This is a genomic window from Polaribacter sp. SA4-12 (assembly GCF_002163675.1).
Taxonomy (GTDB): Bacteria; Bacteroidota; Bacteroidia; order Flavobacteriales; family Flavobacteriaceae; genus Polaribacter.
Genome location: NZ_CP019334.1, coordinates 2,486,733 through 2,506,313, shown reverse-complemented (window position 1 = coordinate 2,506,313; position 19,581 = coordinate 2,486,733). Strand labels below are relative to the sequence as shown.

Here is a 19,581-nt window from a genome sequence, read left to right as displayed (position 1 = left end):
AGTGTTGAAAAATAAAATAAAAATTTTACCAAAAGAATCTAATTGGAGAAAAATAGCATTATTTTTTATTGCTGTTATTATCGGTTTAGGTTTGTTCATGGCTAAGGAGTCTAAGGTACTTTCTTACCTGTCAGATGATCCACAGGCTTGTGTAAATTGCCATGTTATGACACCAGTTTATAATAGTTGGATGCATAGTTCGCATAGACAGTGGGCAAAATGTAATGATTGTCATGTGCCTCATGACAATGTTTTTAATAAATACTTCTTTAAAGCGAAAGATGGTTTGTACCATGCTTCCGTTTTTACTGCTAGAGCAGAACCAGATGTAATTGAAATGAAAGAAGCTTCTCAAGAAGTGGTTCAAAACAATTGTATTCGTTGTCATGTGCAATTAGTTACTCAAACAAAATATGATGGTTATTTAGAAGACCATAAAGAAAATAGAACTACTAGAAAATGTTGGAGTTGTCACAAGCAAGTTCCTCATGGAAAAGTACACGGTTTATTAACAATTAAATTTAATGTTGCTCCTTTGCCAACAGATCAAGAGGAAACAGTTATTCCTTCTTGGTTAGCAGAACAAATAAAAAAATAAATATTTTAAGATGAAAAATAAAGTACTATTTGTAATAACAATTATAGTGGTTTTCTTATTGGGGCTTTTAGCTTCAAGTATTGTAAATAGAAAGTCAGAGGCAAAATATAAATATGTTCCGCAGGTAAATATTTCTGAAAACGAACCTAGAAATGAGGTTTGGGGAGAGAACTTTCCATTAGAATATCAATCATCATTGCAAACATTAGATACTACTTTTGCATCTTTTCAAGGTGGTTCTGCAGTACGTGATGTATTAGAAGAAGATCCTAATTTAGTAATTCTTTTTGCAGGTTATGGTTTTTCTAAAGACTACAACCAAGGTAGAGGGCATGCTTATGCAGTTGAAGATCTTAGAAATTCATTAAGAACTGGTGGACCTAAAGGTAAAGGTGATGGACCAATGCCAGCAACTTGTTGGACTTGTAAAGGACCAGATGTACCACGTTTAATGAATGAAATTGGTGTAGCTGAATTTTATAGTGGAAAATGGGCAGATAAAGGTGCTGAAATAGTGAATTCTATTGGTTGTGCAGATTGTCATAATCCAAAGACTATGAAATTACAAATTTCTAGACCAGCACTTGTTGAAGCATTTGATGCAATGGGTAAAGACATTAATAAAGCAACTCATAATGAAATGAGATCTTTAGTTTGTGCTCAATGTCACGTTGAATACTACTTCGATAAAAAATTACCTGGTAAAGAAGGAATTCCTTATTTAAAATTCCCTTGGGCAAACGGAACATCTGTTGAAGCAATGGAAGAATACTACGATAATATTGATTTTAAAGATTGGACTCATAAAATTAGTGGAGCTCCAATGTTAAAAGCACAACATCCAGGTTATGAAACTTTTATGACAGGTGTGCATGCAGATAGAGGTGTTTCTTGTGCAGATTGTCATATGCCATATAAAAGTGAAGGTGGTCAGAAATTTACAGATCACCATATTCAATCTCCTTTAAACAATACATCTAATGCTTGTCAGGTTTGTCATAGAGAAGAATCTAAAAAGCTAATTGCAAATGTTTACGAGAGACAAAGTAAAGCCACTGAAAATAGATTAAAATTAGAAGATTTATTAGTAAGAGCACATTTAGAAGCTAAAAAATGTTGGGATTTAGGTGCAACAGAAGCACAAATGAAACCTATTTTATTAGATATAAGACACGCACAATGGCGTTGGGATTATTCAGCTGCATCTCATGGAGCATCTTTCCATGCACCTGTAGAAATAGCGAGAGTTATTGGTGGAGGTTTAGTAAAAGCACAAGATGCACGTATAAAATTAGCGAGAATGTTAGCCACTTTAGGACATAACAAGCCAATTGATATGCCAGATGTTTCTACAAAAGAATTAGCACAAAAGTATATTGGTTTAGATATGGAAAAATTAAGAGCAGAAAAAGCAGCCTTTAAGAAAAACCTTTTACCAAAATGGTTAGAAGAAGCTAAAGCTCGTGAAGATAAAATGGAGATTAACTCAAATGCTTCTTCAAAAAAGTAAGCAACAATATAACTAGTAAAAAGAAAGATACCTTTTTAAATCAAGAAGGTATCTTTTTGTATGTATAAAACTCAAAGCGCCACTAAATGAATAGATTATCAAAAATTTTTTCCTCGTCTTTTCTAGCAATTATATTGTTGTTAACATTTGCAGTTTCTATGGCTGTTGCAACTTTTATTGAAAATGATTATGGTATTGCAACTGCTTGGAAAATTGTTTACGATGCTTGGTGGTTTGAAATGGTAATGTTAGGATTAGGCGTGTGTTTTCTCTTTAATACTTTTAAATATAATTTATGGTCTATAAAAAAATGGCCAATTTTATTATTTCATTTATCTTTTATAGTAATTCTTTTGGGTGCAAGTATTACTAGATATTCTTCTTATGGAGGAATTATGAGAGTTAGAGAAGGAGCTTCATCAAACGTAATATTATCTAGTGATAATTTTATCCATATTCATTTAACGGATGGGAAAACAACAAAATCTATCACTAAACGATTAACTTTTTCACCTATAAGTGATAATGATTTTAGTATTGATACAGATTTTAATAATGAGCCTGTAACAATTTCATATAATAACTTTATTGCAGATGCTGTACCTGAGATTGTAGAAGATCCTATAGATGGAAAATTTATAATTGAAATGGTTGTTTCTGCAGGAAATGGAAGAGAAACAGTTTATTTAGAAAGAGGAGAAGTTGAAGCTATTGGAGCACATCGACATAAAATTGGTTTCGAATCTAATGAAGAAGGGATTATTAATATTACTGAGGAAAAAGGTGTTTTTAAAGTTCTTTCTCCTAGAGATTTAAGTTCATTTGTGATGGCAACAGAAACTGCTAGCACAATTAAAAAAGATAGTTTACATACGTTAACTTTAAGAACGTTATATAGAGATGGAGATGCATCATTTGTACTTTTAAGGTATGTACCAAAAGGAAAAATAGATTTAGTTAGTGGTGCTGAAAAATTGAAAGATAATGATGAGCAAAAAGACGATGCTTTAATTGTTAATGTAAAAGTTAATGATGAGGTTAAACAAATCAAATTATTGTACAGACAGGGTTTTTTACCAACTGAACATAAAGTAGATTTTGATAATTTAAAAATGTCTTTGTCTTATGGATCTAAGACTATTAAAATTCCTTTTTCTATTCATTTAGATGATTTTCAATTAGATCGTTATCCAGGTTCTACAAGTCCTTCTGCGTATGCGAGTGAAGTTCAGGTTATTGATGGAGAAGAGCGTTTATTACATAGAATTTTTATGAATAATGTTTTAGATTATAAAGGATATCGCTTTTTTCAGGCAAGTTATGATACGGATGAATTAGGTACAGTTTTATCTGTAAATCACGATGCTATTGGAACAAATGTTACTTACTTAGGTTATTTTTTAATGATGATTGGTATGTTTTTTACACTCTTTGGTAATGGTTCTCGTTTTACACAAATCAACCAGAAATTGAATAAATTAAAGAATAAAACGGCATTATTGCTTTTAATGTTATCATCAATTACGAGTAGTTCTTTTTCTCAACAAAAAGATCCAGTAATTAATGTTGAAATAATTAAAAGTCAAACAATAGATGTTCAGCATGCTGATTTATTTGGACGTTTAATGGTGCAAGATTTAGATGGAAGAATAAAACCAATAAATACGTTGGCTTCAGAATTTATGAGAAAGCTAACGAGAAAGCCTTATTTTAAATTCACTCAAAAAGGAGAAAGTGTTCGTTTAGATGCGAATCAGACTTTTTTAGCAATGCAAGCTTCAGCAAATGTTTGGCAATACATTCCATTAATTAAAGTTGATGAGAAAAAAGGAGGAGAATTATTTTCTGAGCTAAAAATAAGCGAAAATAACCTAGTTTCTTTTATTGGTTTGTTAGACGATAATGGAGATTATAAGTTAGGTAAAGTAGTTGAAAACGCAAATAAAAAGAAACCAGCAGAAAGAAGCGAGTTTGATAAAGAGGTTTTAAAAGTTGATGAGCGTTTCAATATTTTATACAATGTTTTTTCTGGAAATTATTTAAAAGTTTTTCCGAATAGTAATGACGAGAATAACAAATGGTTTGGTCCAACACACGATTTTAAAGATTTTCCTATAGAAGATGGAAACTTTGCTAAAAGTATCATTTCCACTTACTTTAAAGATGTAAATGATAAAAATTGGGTTGCTGCCAGTGAAAAATTAGAATACATTAAAAAGTTTCAAGATGTTTTAGGAAAAGAAATTATTCCGAGCAGAAAAAGAGTTGAGGCGGAATTATGGTATAACCAATTGAACTTAAATTTTTGGTTGTTTCAAGTGTTTTTTGTTTTAGGAACCATCCTTTTAATTTTATCAATCATAAAAATTCTAATAAGTAGAAAGTTAGTAGATGCTATCTGGAACGGAACAATTATTTTAACCCTAATCTTCTTTCTTTGCTTTACTGCAAATATTATTTTAAGATGGTATGTTGCTCAACACGCACCTTGGAGTAACGGTTACGAAATGTTAATTTTCGTTGCTTGGGTTTTATTACTATGTGGTTTTTTAACGTTCAGAAAATCAGATTTTTCATTGCCATTAACAACTTTATTTTCTGGAGCACTTTTATTTGTAAGTTACTTAGATTGGTTGAGTCCAGAAATCACCAATTTAATGCCTGTTTTAAAATCATTTTGGTTAAAAATTCACGTAGCAACAATTGTAAGCAGTTATGCACCATTGGCACTTTCTGCAATTTTAGGTTTTATGGCTTTGTTATTAATGATTTTTAAAACTGAGAAGACAAAAAAAATTATAAATATTAAAATTAAAGAGCTTACTTATATCAACGAAATATCAATGACAATCGGTTTGTTTGTGTTGGCTGTTGGTACTTTTTTAGGTGGAATTTGGGCAAACGAATCTTGGGGTCGTTATTGGGCTTGGGATCCAAAAGAAACTTGGGCGTTAATTAGTGTAATTGTGTATTCAATTGTTTTACACTTACGTTTTATACCCGCTTTAAGAAGTAATTATGTTCTAAATACAGTAAGTGTTTTTGCTTTTGGATCTATTATTATGACATCCTTTGGGGTGAATTATTATTTATCAGGTTTGCATAGTTATGCAGCAGGAGATCCTGTGCCAATTCCAACATTTATTTATGTTTTGGTGGCAATCGTAATTGTAGTTTCTGTAATTGCATATCTTAGAAACAAGAGATTTAAGAAGGATAATTAGTAGTTGTTTTTTTAGTTTTCACGAATTCTAATAATACCATTACGAATTCTCATTTATCATTTTCTAAGGGGGTTTTTATCGTTAAATTTGAGTTGTGCTTATAAATGACACAACTATGAAAACAAAATATCTATTTTCCGCTCTTGTTATTTTTATATTGATTTTTTCTTGTAAGAAAGAAGAAATAAAAACGGATAACATCTACAAATTTAAAGAGTATGTTAGTTATACAACTTCAGGAGTTGTTTCTGTAACAGAAAAAATTAGCGTAAATCTTGCTAAAGAAGTAATTGGTTGGGAAGCTAACCAAGAAGTTTCTCCAGATATTTTATCGATAAAACCATTTGTAAATGGTAAAGTTAAAACGATAAATAAGCACGCTTTTGTTTTTATTCCTGATGAAAATCTTGATGCAAATACAGAATATACTGTATCCGTAAAACTGAGTGAAATTTATAAAGACATTCCACAAGATTTTAAAAATTATACATTTCAGTTTAAAACAATTGCTCCTAATTTTAGCATTCAAACAGCATCATTACAATCTTATTCAAAGGAATATCAATACTTAGAAGGTGTTGTAAAATCTGCAGATGTAATTTCATTAGAAAATGCTGAAAAGCTATTAAAAGCTTCTCAAATGGGAGTTAAAAAAAATATTGTTTGGAACGAATCTTTCTCCAGTGGAAAAACTTTCGAATTTAAAATTGACAGCATCAAACGTTTTGTTGATGACAGCCAGTTAGAAATCATTTGGAATGGAGCAATCATAAATTCAGAATCTAAAGGAGAAAATGAAATTATAATTCCAGGAAAAAATAATTTTAAGGTTGTTCGTTTAGAAGTAAAGAATACAAACGAACAATACATTTCTATCAACTTTTCTGATGCACTAAAAAAACAACAAAATTTTGATGGTTTAGTAACGATTCAGAATGTGAAAAAACCTCGTTTTATTGTCAATGGAAATGAGTTAAAAGTGTTTTCTAAAACAAAATTTCAAGGAAATATTTTAGTATCTGTTTTTCAAGGGATAAAAAATTCGGATGATTTTAAGCTTAAAAACGTATTTAAAGAAACCATTACTTTCGAACAGAAAAAACCACAAATTAGAGCAATTTCTAACGGAACAATTTTACCGAATTCAAAAGATTTAAAATTCAATTTTGAAGCAATTAATATTAAAGAAGTAGATGTTAGAATCATAAAAATATATGAAGATAACGTGTTGCAATTTTTGCAAGAAAATAACATCAATAGTAATAACGAGCGTCAAATTAAAAGAGTTGGAAGAAGAGTTGCAAAAGAAACGATAACTCTAATTGATGATGAAAAAAATAACACTCAAAAATGGAAAGCATATAGTGTAGATATTTCTAAAATGATAACTACAGAACCTGGAGCAATCTATAGAATTGAGATCAATTTTAATAAAAGTCAAACTTTTTATAATTGTGCAGATAATGCTGAGTCAACTGAAAATAATAATGATTTTGAGGATGAATATTATGGAGAAGAATATGACAATCTTAGTGAGGTTGAAGATGAGGAGTTAAGAGAGGAATTGTATTGGGATAATAAATTATATAGTTATAAAAATTACAGCTATAATTGGCGACAAAGAGATAATCCTTGTAATGATGCGTATTATGATGACGATAGAATGATTGCTCAAAATTTATTAGCTTCTAACCTTGGTATTATCGCTAAAAAAGGAACCAACAATAATTATTTCTTTGCAGTAACGAACATTTTAAACACAGAACCAGAAGTTGGAGCTACAGTAAAATTATTCAATTTTCAACAACAAGAAATTGTATCAACAAAAACAGATTCTGAAGGATTTGTAAATATAAAAACATCTAAAGAAGCAGCATTCGCTGTCGTTTCTAAAGGAAATAACAAAGGATATGTAAAGTTGTTAGACGGGAATTCTTTGTCATTAAGTAAGTTTGATGTTTCTGGTAGCAAGACCCAAAAAGGATTGAAAGGATACATTTATGGAGAACGTGGAGTTTGGCGACCAGGTGATGAAATGCATTTAACTTTTATATTGAATGATGCTGATAATAAATTGCCGAAAAATCATCCAATAAAATTAGAAGTTACAGATCCAAGTGGCAAGTTGGTGTTTAAAAAAGTAGCAACAGAAAATCTAAATAACTTTTACAAGTTTACTGTAAAAACGTCTCAAGAAGCTAAAACGGGTAATTATTCAGCGAAAATATCAGTTGGTGGCGCAAAGTTTTACAAGACTTTAAAAGTGGAAACTGTAAAACCAAATCGTTTAAAAATTAAAGTAGATTTTGCTGATGAAATTCTAACTAGTAAAAACCCTATAAATGGAAGTTTAGATGTAAAATGGTTGCACGGAACACCTGCAAAAAACTTAAAGGCAGAAATAAAAGCAAAAGTATCAGCCGCTAATTATAGTTTTAAAAATTACAAAAATTATATTTTTTCAGATCCATCAAGAAAATTTTCATCCGAAGAAATAAATATTTTTGAAGGAAAGTTAGATGAAAATGGAATTGCAAAAATCAACAGTAAATTAGCTGTTGGTAAAAATGCTCCAGGAATGTTAAACGTTCAGTTTTTGGTAAGAGCATTTGAAAATGGAGGTGATTTTTCTATAGATGCATTCACTAAAAAATACGCGCCTTTTAATTCTTTTGTAGGATTAAAATCGCCAAAAGGAAATAGATATGGTTCGTTTTTTACGGATGAAAACCAGACGTTTTCAATTGCAACCGTAGATGAAAAAGGAAATCCAGTTAAAAGAGATGAAATTGAAGTTGAAATCTATCAGATTAAATGGCGTTGGTGGTGGAGTTCTTCAGCAGACAACTTATCAAGATATACATCAAGCAGTTATCATAATAAATACAAAACATTAAAAATTAGTACAGATTCTAAAGGAAAAGGAAGTTTTAAAATCAATATTCCAGAAAGAGATAGAGGTCGTTTTTTAATTAGAGTAATTGATAAAAAAAGTGGTCATTCAACCGGAAGAACAGCTTACTTCTATAAGAATTGGTGGCAAAACTCAAGTTCGGGTGATAAAGAAGCTGCAAAAATGTTGGTATTTTCTGCGGATAAAGAAAAATATAATGTTGGTGAAACGGCTAAAATCACATTTCCTTCTGGAAGTGAAGGTAGAGCGCTTATCAGTATAGAAAACGGGACAAAAGTTTTAGAAACGAAGTGGGTGAAAACTCAAAAAGGAACAACTTCTGTAGAAATTCCCATCAACAAAAATATGACACCAAATGTGTTTGTCAATATTTCATTATTACAACCGCATCAAGTTTCAGAAAATGATTTGCCTTTAAGATTGTTTGGTGTAATCCCTGTTTTGGTTGAAGATAAAAACACCAAATTAGAACCACAGATTTCGATGTTAGATGAATTACAGCCAGAAAAGGAATTCACTGTAAAAATATCAGAAAAAAACAACAAAGAAATGACGTATACTTTGGCTGTTGTAGAAGAAGGTCTGTTAGACTTAACACGTTTTAAAACTCCAAATGCGTACACAACATTTTATGCAAGAGAAGCTTTGGGTGTAAAAACTTGGGATATTTTTGATGATGTTATTGGTGCGTATTCAGGAAGTGTAGATCAGGTTTTTGCAATTGGTGGTGATGGAAGTTTATCAAAAGGAAAAAATAGAAAAGCAAATCGATTTAAACCAGTTGTAAAATATTTAGGACCCTTCTTTTTATCAAAAGGAAAAACAAAAACGCACAAAATTACGTTGCCAAATTATATTGGTTCTGTGAGAACGATGGTGATTGCAGGTGATGTTAAAAATGAAGCTTTTGGAAATGCAGAAAAAGCAGTTCCTGTTAAAAAGCCTTTAATGGTATTGGCAACATTACCTAGAAAGTTATCACCAAAAGAAAAAGTGATATTGCCAGTCTCCGTTTTTGCGATGGATAAAAGAGTAAAGGATGTTACAGTTCAAGTAAAAACGTCTAACGGAATTTCTGTAGTTGGCAGCAAATCTAAAAGGCTCGCATTTGAAAAACCAGGTGAAAAAATGGTGTACTTTGAATTGGATGTTTTAAAAGCAAATGGCATAAATACTGTTGAAATTATTGCAACAGGAGACGGTGAAAAATCAACTTATAAAGTAGAATTAGATGTTGTGAATCCAAACCCAATTACATCAAAAATAATTGATCAAAATATTGAAGGAGAACAAACACAAACCATCACTTTTAATGCGTTTGGAGTTGAAGATTCTAATACAGCAATTTTGGAGTTATCTACAATACCGTCCATCAACTTTACAGGGAGATTAGCATATTTAATTCGATATCCACATGGTTGTGTAGAGCAAACTACATCAAGTGTTTTTCCTCAATTATTTTTGAATGACCTTTTTGATTTAACATCAGCTAAAAAACAAGAAATTCAGAATAATATTGAAAAAGGAATCAAACGTTTAGGTAATTTCCAGAAAGCAAATGGAGGTTTGAGTTATTGGATGGGAGAAAGTAGAATGAGTGATTGGGGAACAAGTTATGCTGGTCATTTTCTGTTAGAAGCAGAGAAAAAAGGATTTGTTTTACCGTTAACTTTTAAAAGTAATTTTATAAGATATCAAAAAGAAGCAGCAAGAAATTGGCGCCCGAATTATAACAGTTATACAAGAGATTTATCGCAAGCTTACAGATTGTATACGTTGGCTTTGGCAGGAAGCGCAGATTTATCGGCAATGAATCGTTTAAGAGAATTTAAGCAGATTTCTAACGAAGCAAAATGGAGATTGGCTGCTGCGTATGCATTGGTTGGTCATAAAGAAGCGAGTACAGAAATTATGGGAAAGGCAGATTTGAATTTTTCTGGCTACAATTATTACAATTATGGTTCTGTAACAAGAAATAGAGCAATGGCGCTAGAAACAATGTTGTTAACCAACAATAAAGAGGTGAAAAGTATAGCGAAAAGTATTGCTAAAGATTTATCGAGCAATAATTGGATGAGTACACAATCTACTGCTTTTAGTTTATTATCTATTGGTAAAATGGTGGTTAAAAACGGAGGTAAATCTATCAATATTAATTACACAAATGCTGGTGATAATGAAACCTTAAAAACTGCAAGTTCTATGGTGCAAAGAACTTTAAAAGTGAAGAAAGGGGCCAATTCTATCAGTATAAATAATAATGAAAATAATATCGTTTTTGCACGAATCATAAATTCTGGGAAGTTGCCTTTAGGAAGTGAAATTTCTGAAAGTAGAGGTTTAAGTGTTTCTGTTAATTATAAGGATTTAAAAGGAAAAGCGATAAACATAAATGAGTTGAAACAAGGTCAGGATTTTGTTGCGAAAATTACAGTGAGTAATCCTAAAAATGAATCGGTAAAAGATATTGCATTGACTCAAATTTTTCCTTCAGGATGGGAAATTGTAAATACTCGATTTACAGATTTTGGAGCTACCGCAAAAAGTGAAGCTCGTTATACAGATATTAGGGATGATCGTGTTAATTTTTATTTTGATTTAAACAAAGGAAGGAAAACTGCGGAAACAAAAACCTTTACAGTTTTATTGAATGCAGCATATTTAGGAAAGTATTATTTACCCGGAGTTCAAGTAGAAGCGATGTATGATAATGATTATTTAGTGAGAACAAAAGGGCGTTGGATAAACGTTATTAAGTAGAAAAATGTCATCCTATGTTTGTAAAAATAAGGATCTGTTTTTAAAAAGCTTAAATTAGATTTAATATTTAACAAGAAAAGTAAGGGTAAAGGAAAAGATTATAGTCCGTCATTTGTCATTAAAGACCGTTCGCAATGCTAATCACTTTACCCCTTACTACATAAACTTGAACAGATCATTAGACCATCAAGTCTGTATTTAGGATTGATAAGTAAATGTAGTAATTTTTCTATAAAAACATTTGATATGAGTAAAATTATAGGAATTGATATTAGTAAGCAAACCTTTGATGTTTCTTATTTAGAAAAAGATAAATGGATTCACAAAATTTTTAAGAATCAAAATACAGGTTTTGAGCAATTTATTAAATTGATTAGTGCATCAGACTGGATTGTAATGGAGGCTAGTGGTCCTTATTATGTTCAGTTAGCAACTTTTTTACATGCATCTAGTTTTAATGTATGTGTATTAAATCCTTTGATAATTAGAAGATATAGTCAAACAAGATTATATAGAGCAAAAACAGATAAAAAAGACGCAAAGACAATTGCCGAATATGGTGCTCAATATGAGTTAAAAAGATGGTGTCCAGAGAGTAAACCTAGTATAGAAATTAAACAACTTTACACAGCTTTAGAATTACTAAAAAAACAAAAACATCAAACAAAAAGACAATTAGAATCCTTTGAAGCAACAGGTTTGTTGAGTTCGGATCTTAGAAAAGAATTAAAACAAGTACTAATATTATTAATAAGACGTATTGATAAGTTTGAAAAAAAGATAGAGCAAATAGGAAGATTAGCTTATAAAGACACGGTTGAAAGAATAAAAACGATACCAGGAATCGGGCTAAAAACGGCTATTATGATGAGTGTTATTACAGATAATTTCACAAAATTTGATAACTATAAACAACTGACTGCTTTTGTAGGATTTAGTCCAAGGCTATATCAATCAGGAACAAGTGTAAAAGGTAAAGGACATATTTGTAAAATGGGCAAACCTCAAATTAGAAAACTTTTGTATTTATGTAGTTGGTCTGCAAAAAGAGTAAATAAAAATTGTATCGAAATGTATGAACGACTTAAAGAAAAAGGAAAACCCGAGAGAGTAATTAAAATTGCAATAGCTAATAAATTAATAAAGCAAATTTTTTCTATTGCGACTAACAAACAAATTTACAATGAAAATCATCAAAACTTATATTTTCTGAAATAAAAGAAATTTTAACAATAAATAATAGTTTTTTAACACAGATCATTGCGAGGTACGAAGCAATCTCTCAATTAAAATAACAGATTGCTTCGTACCTCGCAATGACAAAAGAAAACAAAAATTGAAAATAACAAACTACATAAAACGTCATAAAAAGAAAACAATATTACTTGTTGTTTTGTTGATTTTCTATGCATTTTGTTTGCCCAATGATTTGTTTACAAAACCAACATCTACTGTTATTACAAGTAATAATAATGAATTGTTAGGCGCTTTAATAGCAAAAGATGGTCAATGGAGATTTCCTCATAACGATGCTGTTCCGCAGAAATTTAAAACCTGTTTAATTCAGTTTGAAGATGAATATTTTTATCAACATCCGGGATTTAATCCAATTTCAATTTTTAAAGCTTTAAAACAAAATTTACAAGCAGGAAGTGTAAAAAGAGGAGGAAGTACAATTACGCAACAAGTAATTAGATTGAGTAGAGATAATAGATCTAGAACTTATTTTGAGAAAGTAAAAGAATTGATTTTAGCAACTCGTTTAGAATTGAGAACTTCAAAGGAAAAAATTCTAACCTATTGGAGTTCAAATGCACCTTTTGGTGGAAATGTTGTTGGTTTAGATGCTGCTTCTTGGCGTTATTTTAATAGAAAATCTACGGATTTATCTTGGGCAGAATCTGCAACTTTAGCGGTTTTACCAAATGCACCAAACTTGATTTATCCAGGAAAAAATCAACAAAAATTATTGGTTAAAAGAAATCGATTGTTAAAGAAATTACTTTCTAAAAAAGTAATTGATTCACTAACTTATGATTTATCTATTTTAGAAGAGTTACCTCAAAAAGCATATTCAATTCCACAAATTGCTCCGCATTTATTACAGAAAATCAACAAACAGAAAAAAGGAGAATTTGTAAAAACGACTATTGATAAGCGATTACAAAATCAGGCAAATACAATTGTAAAAAATCATTACAATCAATTAAGTAAAAACGGAATTTATAATATTTCTGTATTGGTTTTAGATGTAAAAACAAGAGAAGTATTGAGTTACGTAGGGAATGCTCCAACAGATAATAAACACCAAAAAGATGTTGATGTAATTGATAAACCTAGAAGTACGGGAAGTATTTTAAAACCATTTTTATACGCTGCAATGTTAGACTCTGGAGATTTATTGCCAAATACTTTGGTGGCAGATATTCCAACAAATTTTGGGAGTTATCATCCAGAAAATTTCAATAAGAAATATGCAGGAGCAATATCAGCAAAACTAGCATTGTCTAAATCTTTAAATGTACCAACAGTTAGAATGTTACAAAGTTTTGGTTTGGATAAATTTCACGATTATTTACTAAAATTAAAACTGAAAGATTTAAGAAAGAGTGCAAATCATTATGGATTAACATTGGCTTTAGGTGGAGCAGAAAGTAACTTATGGGATTTATGTAAAAGTTATGCGTCGATGTCATCAACAGTAAATCATTATACAGAAAATTCGAGTAGATATTTTACAAACGAATTTTCTGAACCTTCATTTTATGTTGATAAGAAAATTGATTTAGGAGAGAAATCATCAGAGAAAATCATATTTGATGCAGCCTCAATTTACCTAACTTTTGAGAGTTTAAAAGATGTAAATAGACCAAATGCAGATCAGAATTGGGAGTTTTTTGATTCCTCAAAACAAATTGCTTGGAAAACAGGAACAAGTTTTGGTTTTAGAGATGCTTGGGCAATTGGTACAACAAAAGATTACGTAGTTGGTGTTTGGGTTGGAAATGCAGACGGAGAAGGAAGACCTGGTTTGGTTGGTGTGCAAGCTGCTGCACCTATTTTATTTGATGTGTTTGATAAATTACCAAATTCTGAATGGTTTGAAAAACCTTTTGATGAAATGACGGAGGTTGAAATTTGTAGTAAAAGTGGGTTTAGAGCAACCAATATTTGTGAAGAGAAAAAGCTAAAATTTGTACAAAATGCTGGGTTGAAAACTGCTCCTTGTCCGTTTCATATTTTGGTAAATGTTGATGCTTCAGAAAATTACCAAGTAAACACTTCTTGTGAACGTTTAGAAAACATCAAACAAAAACCCTGGTTTGTATTGCCGCCTTTAATGGAATATTATTACAAGGATAAAAATCCGTTTTATAAACCATTACCTAAATTTAGAAATGATTGTTTGAGTGAAAGTAAAAACTCGATGAAGTTTATGTATCCAACAGAAGAAAGCACGATTTTTTTACCTAAAAATTTCGATGGTAAAAAGAATGAACTCATTCTTAAAATTGCACATTCTAATAATGAAGCAAAATTGTTTTGGTATTTAGATACTGCTTTTTTAGGAACAACAGAAGAGGAACATGAGTTTTCAATTGATTTAAATACAGGTAGTTATGTGATTTCTGTTACAGATAACTTTGGAAACGAAATTGATCAGAAAATAATCGTAAAAGATTGAAATACTTAAGGTTAGTAGCGTGCAGGTCACCGAAACATAACTGCATCTTGTCGAAAACATTTATTTAAGAGTCAAGTTCTGTAGTACCTTTGTTAAACAATTAAAATACTTTAAATTATGTTTTTACAAATTATGCCACCAGACAATGTAGTAACTGCTCAATCAATCTTTGAAAACGAATTAGTTTTTGTTCTTTTAGGTTTAGCTGTTTCAGTTTTTGCTATTTTAAGAGTTGCCAAATATTTAAGTAAAATAAAAATTAATAAGAGTATAAGTAAACCAAGTTATAGTTCTTAAACTATTTCAAATATAAAAAGGGTTTTAATAGGTAACCTTTAGATTTTTTTAACAAAAACTTATGTAATTTTCCACATCTTTGTTTTCTGTATACTTTTTAAAGAGTATTATGAATTAATTGAATCATATTGATTATTTTTATAGGTAATTTCAATGATTTTAATTTATATAGAATGAAGATATATCCCATAGAAACTGGTAACTTTAAATTAGATGGAGGTGCAATGTTTGGCGTTGTTCCAAAAACCATCTGGCAAAAAACAAACCCTGCAGACGATAACAACTTGATAGATATGAGTATGCGCTCTATGCTTATCGAAGATGGTGATCGTTTAATTCTTGTAGATACTGGTTTAGGAGCTAAACAATCAAACAAATTTTACAGTTATTACTACCTTTTTGGAGACTTTTCATTAAATTCTTCACTAGCAAAACATGGCTTTCATAGAGATGATATTACAGATGTTTTCTTAACACATTTGCATTTTGATCATTGTGGAGGAGCTATTGAATGGAATGCTGACAGAACTATTTTACAACCCGTATTTAAAAACGCTAAATTTTGGTCTAATGAGCAACATTGGAAATGGGCAACAGAACCAAATCCGAGAGAAAAATCATCTTTTTTTAAAGAAAATATCAATCCAATTAAAGAAAGCGGACAATTAAATTTTATACATAGTAATTATAAAGATCAGGTTGGTTTTGATGTCCTTTTTATGGATGGTCATACAGAAAAACAAATGTTACCAATGTTATCTTATCAAGGAAAAACAATTGTTTTTATGGCAGATTTATTGCCAACAATAGGTCATATCCCTTTGCCGTATGTTATGGGTTATGATACAAGACCTTTATTAACAATTAAAGAGAAAGCAGCTTTTTTAAACCAGGCTGCAGATAAAGGCTATTACCTTTTTTTAGAACATGATGCTTACAATGAACTTTGTACTGTTGAGCATACAGAAAAAGGAGTTAGATTAAAGAATACACATAAATTTACAGATATATTTAATTAAGATAAGAGAGATTATGAGAATTTTAAAACCAATTTTATACACGGCAGTTGCTGGGTTACTTTTTTCAAGTTGTAAGTCAATTTCAAGTATTCCAGTTCCTCAAGGTTCGGATGTTGCAATTGTAGCAGTAGCTAAAAAAGGACCTTTAACAGAAGAGCAAAAAAATAACTGGGGACATTTAGATTTAATAAAAGATTCTATTCCTGGAATGTCAGTAGACAAAGCGTATGATTTCTTAAAAGGAAAAAAGAGCGTAACGGTTGTTGTAGGTGTTGTAGATTCTGGGACAGATTTAGGTCATGAAGATTTAAAAGATGTTGCTTGGTTTAATACAAAAGAAGTTGCAGAAAACGGAATTGATGACGACAAAAATGGTTATGTAGATGATATTAATGGTTGGAACTTCTTAGGAGACGTTTATAAAGAAAACTTAGAAGCAGATAGAATTTTACACGACCCATCTTTAGAAAGCCCTGAGATTGTTGCAGAAATTAAAGCAGCACACGAAAAGAAAGTAGCAAATGCTGGAAAAACAAAAATTAGATTCGAGCAAATGCTAAGTGGAGTTAAAGGAGCAGATGAAAGTTTAGCAAAACACTTAGGTAAAAAAGATTATACAGCTAAAGATGTAGCGGCAATAATAACTGAAGACCCTTCTTTATTACAAAGTATTGCAGTAGCAAAACAAATGTATAGTTTTGGTTTATCTTCATTAGAACAAGCACAAACAGAAATAACAAAACAGTTAGATAAGTCAATTGCTTTATTAAATAACGAATATATTAACTATAGAAAAGGAGACAATCCTGAAGATATTAATGATTCTCCAGGTTATGGAAATGGAAACCCAGGAGTTTCTATTAAAAGTGAAGCGCATGGATCTCACGTTTCTGGAATTATTGGAGCATCAAGAAATAATGGAAAAGGAATGAATGGAGTAGCAGATAATGTAAAAATTATGGCTGTACGTTCTGTACCTGATGGAGATGAGTATGATAAAGATGTTGCTTTAGGTTTACGTTATGCAGTAGATAATGGTGCAAAAGTAATTAACACTAGTTTTGGTAAAGGTTATTCTCCTCATAAAGAGTGGGTTTATGAAGCAATTCAGTATGCAGCAAAACATGATGTATTAATTATAAATGCAGCAGGTAATGACGGTAAAAACATTGATGTAGAAAGAACATATCCTAATGATTCTAAAGATTTATTAACAGAGGTTTCTGATAACGTATTAACTATTGGAGCAATGAGTGCAAACTATAACGAAAAATTACCAGCTAGTTTTTCTAACTATGGTAAAAAGAATGTAGATATTTTTGCTCCAGGTGTACAAATATATTCTACGACTCCAGAAAACGAGTATAAACACTTTAGTGGAACATCAATGGCTGCACCATCTACAGTAGGAGTAGCTGCTTTAATACGTTCTTATTATCCTAAATTATCTGCAAGTCAGGTAAAACATATTATTATGAATTCTGGAACTAAAATTAACATTCAAGTTACAAAACCAGGTTCTGCTTCAAGAGAAAATCCTAAAGGAGAATTAGTTTCATTTGAAGACTTATCAGTTACTGGTAGAGTTGTAAATGCATACAATGCCTTAAAAATGGCTGATAGAATTGTAAACAGAAAAAAATAATTATTTAAATAAAAAAAGCGGCATTTTAAAAAATGCTGCTTTTTTTTGAAATTAAATCAACTTATATATGAGAAAAATTTACTTTTTAGGATTGTCACTAATCGTGTTAACAGCTTGTAAAGTTACAAAGGATACAGTTTTTGTAGCTAAAGAAACCTATTGGCAACAACATGTAGATTACACGATGGATATTGATGTAGATGTAAAAAAACATCAATACAAAGGAAAACAAACTTTAGTGTATACTAATAATTCTCCAGACGATTTAAAAAAGGTGTTTTATCATTTATATTTTAATGCATTTCAACCTGGTTCTCAAATGGATGTTCGTTCTTTAAACATTAAAGATCCGGATAAAAGAGTTAGAGACCGAATTAGTAAATTAAAGCCAAGTGAAATTGGTTATATCAAAGTAAACTCTTTAAAACAAAACGGAGTTGTAGTTTCTCATGAAACTGTAGGTACAATTTTAGAAGTAGTATTAAATCAACCTATAAAATCTGGTGAAACCGTTACTTTAGAAATGAATTTTGATGCTCAAGTACCTGTTCAAATTCGTCGTTCTGGAAGAAATAATAAAGAAGGCGTTGCATTGTCTATGGCACAATGGTATCCTAAATTAGCAGAATACGATTTTCAAGGTTGGCATACACCACCTTATATTGCAAGAGAATTTCAAGGTGTTTGGGGAGATTTTGATGTAACGATTCATATTGATAAAAACTATACTGTTGGTGGTTCTGGTAATTTACAGAATCCTCAAGAAATTGGTCATGGTTACCAAGATGATTCAAAGGAGATAAACTTGCCAACTGGCGATAAATTAACATGGAATTTTAAAGCACCAAATGTGCACGATTTTATGTGGGCTGCAGATCCAGAATACAAACACGATGTTTTAAAAATGGAAAACGGAATAGATTTACATTTTTTATATAAGAAAAATCTTGAAGAAGTTTATTTAAAAAACTGGAAAGAATTGCAACCTAAAGTTGCAGAATTAATGACTTATTTCAGTGAGAATGTTGGTCAATATCCATATAAACAATATTCTGTAATACAAGGTGGAGATGGAGGAATGGAATATGCAATGGCTACTTTAATTTCTGGTAAACGTAAATTTGGAAGTCTTTTTGGCGTAACTGCTCACGAAATGGCACACACTTGGTTTCAGTTTTTATTAGCATCAAATGAAAGTTTACATCCTTGGATGGATGAAGGTTTTACAAGCTATATTTCTAACCAAGCAGAAAATGAAATTTTAAAAGAGAATAAAAAAAATCCACATGCAGGTTCTTACAAAGGGTATAGAGCTATTGTTGCAAAAGGGTATGAAGAAACTTTAACTACGCATGCAGATAGATATCATACAAATAAGGCCTATGGAACAGCAAGTTATTCTAAAGGAAATATTTTCTTATCACAATTAGAATACATAATAGGAAAAGAAAATGTTGAAAATGGATTGAAAAAATACTTTATAGATTTCAGTTTTAAACATCCAACACCAAATGATATTAAGCGTTCTATGGAAAAAGTTTCTAATATTCATTTAGATTGGTATTTAAATGAATGGACACAAACTTTACATACTATTGATTATGGTGTAAAATCTGTTAATGGAAAAACAATAACACTAGAAAGAATTGGGCAAATGCCAATGCCTATGGATGTTGCAGTAGCTTATGTTGATGGAAGTACAGAAAGTTTTAATATTCCTTTAAGAATGATGAGAGGTAGCAAACCTACAACTTCAATAGTTTTAAAAGATTGGGGTTGGGCAATGCCAACGTATTCTTTTACTGTTTCTAAAACTGTAAAGTCTGTTACGATTGATAAAAGCGGATTAATGGCAGACATTAATTTAACAAATAATGTTTTTGAAGTAAAGTAAAGTCAAATAGATATATTAAAAAAAGCGAGGTGAAA

Annotated in this window: 10 protein-coding genes; all 10 read left to right on the top strand. The window is 30.6% G+C overall.

The annotated features are described in order from the left end of the window. Positions 1–4 precede the first annotated feature (4 nt). The 10 genes from nrfH to BTO07_RS10805 all read left to right on the top strand — a co-directional run bounded on the left by nrfH (position 5) and on the right by BTO07_RS10805 (position 19,546). Complete coding sequence (nrfH, locus tag BTO07_RS10850; protein WP_087521246.1) at positions 5–598, top strand: cytochrome c nitrite reductase small subunit; 594 nt, start codon at positions 5–7, stop codon at positions 596–598. 10 nt (positions 599–608) lie between these two features. Next, positions 609–2,108, top strand: coding sequence for an ammonia-forming cytochrome c nitrite reductase (gene nrfA / locus BTO07_RS10845; RefSeq protein ID WP_087521245.1), 1,500 nt, complete (start codon positions 609–611; stop codon positions 2,106–2,108). A gap of 86 nt (positions 2,109–2,194) precedes the next feature. Beyond that, a complete protein-coding gene (ccsA, locus tag BTO07_RS10840) occupies positions 2,195–5,332 on the top strand; it encodes a cytochrome c biogenesis protein (RefSeq protein WP_087521244.1) in 3,138 nt (1,045 codons plus the stop codon). Between the two features lie 115 nt (positions 5,333–5,447). Then, positions 5,448–11,006, top strand: a complete 5,559-nt coding sequence (locus BTO07_RS10835) for an MG2 domain-containing protein (protein WP_087521243.1) — start codon at positions 5,448–5,450, stop codon at positions 11,004–11,006. 246 nt (positions 11,007–11,252) lie between these two features. Continuing rightward, positions 11,253–12,224 carry an IS110 family transposase gene (locus tag BTO07_RS10830; protein ID WP_087519519.1) on the top strand — a complete coding sequence of 324 codons (972 nt, stop codon included), beginning with the start codon at positions 11,253–11,255 and terminating at the stop codon, positions 12,222–12,224. 118 nt (positions 12,225–12,342) lie between these two features. Beyond that, positions 12,343–14,691: a penicillin-binding protein 1C gene (pbpC, locus tag BTO07_RS10825; RefSeq protein WP_087521242.1), complete on the top strand. Its 2,349-nt coding sequence runs from the start codon at positions 12,343–12,345 to the stop codon at positions 14,689–14,691. Positions 14,692–14,808: 117 nt separating this feature from the next. Continuing rightward, positions 14,809–14,988 carry a hypothetical protein gene (locus tag BTO07_RS10820; RefSeq protein WP_087521241.1) on the top strand — a complete coding sequence of 60 codons (180 nt, stop codon included), beginning with the start codon at positions 14,809–14,811 and terminating at the stop codon, positions 14,986–14,988. Positions 14,989–15,161: 173 nt separating this feature from the next. Continuing rightward, positions 15,162–16,007, top strand: a complete 846-nt coding sequence (locus BTO07_RS10815) for an MBL fold metallo-hydrolase (RefSeq protein ID WP_087521240.1) — start codon at positions 15,162–15,164, stop codon at positions 16,005–16,007. 13 nt (positions 16,008–16,020) lie between these two features. Next, on the top strand, positions 16,021–17,652 hold the full coding sequence (locus tag BTO07_RS10810) for a S8 family serine peptidase (RefSeq protein ID WP_087521239.1): 1,632 nt from the start codon (positions 16,021–16,023) through the stop codon (positions 17,650–17,652). 67 nt (positions 17,653–17,719) lie between these two features. Continuing rightward, complete coding sequence (locus tag BTO07_RS10805; RefSeq protein WP_157663328.1) at positions 17,720–19,546, top strand: M1 family metallopeptidase; 1,827 nt, start codon at positions 17,720–17,722, stop codon at positions 19,544–19,546. The last annotated feature ends 35 nt before the right edge of the window (positions 19,547–19,581 follow it).

Excerpts from the sequence above, each read along its gene's own strand:
- nrfA (WP_087521245.1), top strand. The coding sequence starts at position 609 with ATGAAAAATAAAGTACTATTTGTAATAACAATTATAGTGGTTTTCTTA.
- ccsA (WP_087521244.1), top strand. The coding sequence starts at position 2,195 with ATGAATAGATTATCAAAAATTTTTTCCTCGTCTTTTCTAGCAATTATA.
- BTO07_RS10835 (WP_087521243.1), top strand. The coding sequence starts at position 5,448 with ATGAAAACAAAATATCTATTTTCCGCTCTTGTTATTTTTATATTGATT.
- BTO07_RS10830 (WP_087519519.1), top strand. The coding sequence starts at position 11,253 with ATGAGTAAAATTATAGGAATTGATATTAGTAAGCAAACCTTTGATGTT.
- BTO07_RS10820 (WP_087521241.1), top strand. The coding sequence starts at position 14,809 with ATGTTTTTACAAATTATGCCACCAGACAATGTAGTAACTGCTCAATCA.
- BTO07_RS10815 (WP_087521240.1), top strand. The coding sequence starts at position 15,162 with ATGAAGATATATCCCATAGAAACTGGTAACTTTAAATTAGATGGAGGT.
- BTO07_RS10810 (WP_087521239.1), top strand. The coding sequence starts at position 16,021 with ATGAGAATTTTAAAACCAATTTTATACACGGCAGTTGCTGGGTTACTT.
- BTO07_RS10805 (WP_157663328.1), top strand. The coding sequence starts at position 17,720 with ATGAGAAAAATTTACTTTTTAGGATTGTCACTAATCGTGTTAACAGCT.